Raw genomic sequence first — 2,674 nt, 5'->3', positions numbered from 1 at the left:
CCCTACCTCCCCTACCTCTCTTCTCCCCCTGCTTCCCCCACGAATGGACACCGAAAAATTTTATCCTGGAAAATGTAGTCTTCTAGGGGCTAAAATTGTTACGATAATTTCAGATTTGTTGTTGAAACCTTGATCCAATCTGAAACCTTAGAATTACTAGAGTGGCCCCGTCTGTGCCAGCACCTTTCCACCTTTGCGGCAACTAAGTTAGGGGCGATAGTTGCGCGTAACCTGCCGATTCCTGAAACTCAGGTAGAAAGTGAACAGTTATTAGCGCAAACCAAAGAAGTTTACGAACTGGAAAGTCGTTTACATCCAGGGTTGTCCTTTGAGGGAATACAGGATATTGGTGATTCCCTGGAACGGGCAATACTCCAAAGTATTTTACCTGGTGAGGAACTGTTGGCGATCGCTACTACCTTGGCAGGAACAAGAAATTTACGTCGTGTTATTGATAATCAAGAAAATGTCCCGGTTTTATCCGATTTAGTTTCCCAATTGCGGACTTACCCCGAATTAGAACAGGAAATCCACCGTTGTATTGATGAACGGGGGCAAGTAACTGATCGTGCTAGTCAGAAAATGGGGGAAATTCGCATAGAATTGCGGAAAATTCGTGGACAAATCACCCAAAAACTCCAAAATATTATTCAAGCTAAATCGGGCGCTGTTCAAGAACAGTTAATTACTCAAAGAAGCGATCGCTTTGTTATCCCCGTTAAAGCCCCCCAAAAGGACGCAATTCCCGGCATTGTTCACGACACCTCTACCAGTGGTGCAACCCTGTATATAGAGCCTAATAGTGTCGTACCATTGGGTAATCAACTGCGGCAAGTCATCAGAAAAGAACAAACTGAAGCAGAAGTAATTCGCCGGACTTTAACAGAGAAGGTGGCCGCAGTTACCCCAGACTTAGAAAGATTATTAGCTATTGTCACCACCTTAGACTTAGCAGTTGCCAAATCCCGTTACAGTCTGTGGATAGGTTCTAATCCCCCACGTTTTGTGAATCGAGAAGACAATGAAATTATCACCTTGCGAAATCTGCGCCACCCCTTGCTAGTCTGGCAACAGCAGCATGAACAAGGAAATCCAGTCGTACCTGTAGATTTGTTAATTAGTCCCCAAATTCGGGTAGTTACAATTACCGGACCCAATACAGGTGGAAAAACTGTCACCTTAAAAACCTTGGGATTAGCCGCTATCATGGCAAAAGTAGGTTTATTTGTTCCCGCCCGTGAACCCGTAGAAATGCCTTGGTTTTCGCAAGTTTTAGCTGATATTGGGGATGAACAATCTTTACAACAGAGTTTATCCACATTTTCAGGGCATATTCGCCGCATTAGTCGAATATTAGAAGCAATTGATGAGAAAGGAGTCAGGAGTCAGGAGTCAGGAGTCAGGAGAAAGGAAGAAGAAGGAGGTAGGGGCGGGGAAACCCCGCCCAGGAGTCAGGAGAAAGAAGAGGAAGAAGAAGGAATAAAACTACCAATCCTCAGTTCCCAGTCCCCAGTCCCCAATCCCCAGTCCCTAGTTCTACTTGATGAAGTTGGTGCAGGTACAGATCCCGTTGAAGGAAGTGCATTAGCGATCGCTTTACTGAAATATCTCGCCAATCATACTCAGCTAACAATGGCTAGTACCCACTTTGGCGAACTCAAGGCATTAAAATACGAAGATCCTCGGTTTGAAAATGCTTCCGTAGAATTTAACGAAACCACACTTTCACCCACCTATCGGCTATTGTGGGGGATTCCTGGGCGTTCCAACGCCCTGAGTATTGCTTTGCGTTTAGGCTTAAAGCCAGAGGTAGTAGCAGAAGCGAAAACTCAAGTGGGAGAAGCCACAGACGAAGTAAACCAAGTCATTGCCGGTTTAGAAGCCCAACGTCGCAATCAGGAAACAAAAGCCGCCGAAGCCCAAAAATTATTACGTCAAGCCGAACGATTATATAAAGAAGTTTCTGACAAAGCCGCGTCCTTAGAAGCCAGAGAAAAAGATTTGCGGGCCTCCCAAGAAATCGCCGTTCAACAAGCAATTACCCAAGCCAAAGGCGAAATTGCCCAAGTAATCCGCCGCTTGCAAAAAGGCACACCTAACGCCCAAGATGCCCAACAAGCCACCGCATCCCTAAGTCAAATTGCCCAAAAATACGAACCTGCACCACCACCTAAACCTAAACCTGGGTTTATGCCGAAAGTGGGCGATCGCGTGCGAATTCCCAAATTAGGGCAAACCGCCGAAGTTTTAACAATTCCCGATGCTGACGGCAACTTTAATGTCCGTTTTGGCATCATGAAAATGACAGTCCAACTCCAAGATATAGAATCCTTAGATGGACAAAAACCCGAACCCATAGTTAAACCAAAACCAGCCCCAACGATAGTTACACCACCACCTGCACCAGCTATTCGTACCTCCAAAAATACTGTGGATTTGCGCGGAAAACGAGTATCTGATGCCGAATATATCTTAGACAAAGCTATTTCTGAAGCCGCTGGACACCTATGGATTATTCATGGACACGGTACTGGTAAACTTAAGCAAGGAGTTCACGCTTTTTTACAACAACACCCCAGAGTTACTCACTACGAACCAGCAGAACAAGCCGATGGTGGTACTGGTGTCACCGTTGCCCATATCATATAGCAGGGGAGGTAGGGGAGGTAGGGGA

1 protein-coding gene is annotated in these 2,674 nt (G+C 45.7%); it reads left to right on the top strand.

Annotation, left to right across the window (positions count from 1 at the left end; translation table 11 throughout):
- Positions 1-129: 129 nt before the first annotated feature.
- On the top strand, positions 130-2,649 hold the full coding sequence (locus IQ228_RS24470; protein ID WP_193964756.1) for an endonuclease MutS2: 2,520 nt from the start codon (positions 130-132) through the stop codon (positions 2,647-2,649).
- Positions 2,650-2,674 lie beyond the last annotated feature (25 nt).

Origin of the sequence: Dolichospermum sp. LEGE 00246, from assembly GCF_015207865.1 — a bacterium.
Lineage (GTDB): Bacteria > Cyanobacteriota > Cyanobacteriia > Cyanobacteriales > Nostocaceae > Dolichospermum > Dolichospermum heterosporum.
Note: the sequence above shows the minus strand (reverse complement) of the source record. Positions and strands in the feature narration are given on the sequence as shown.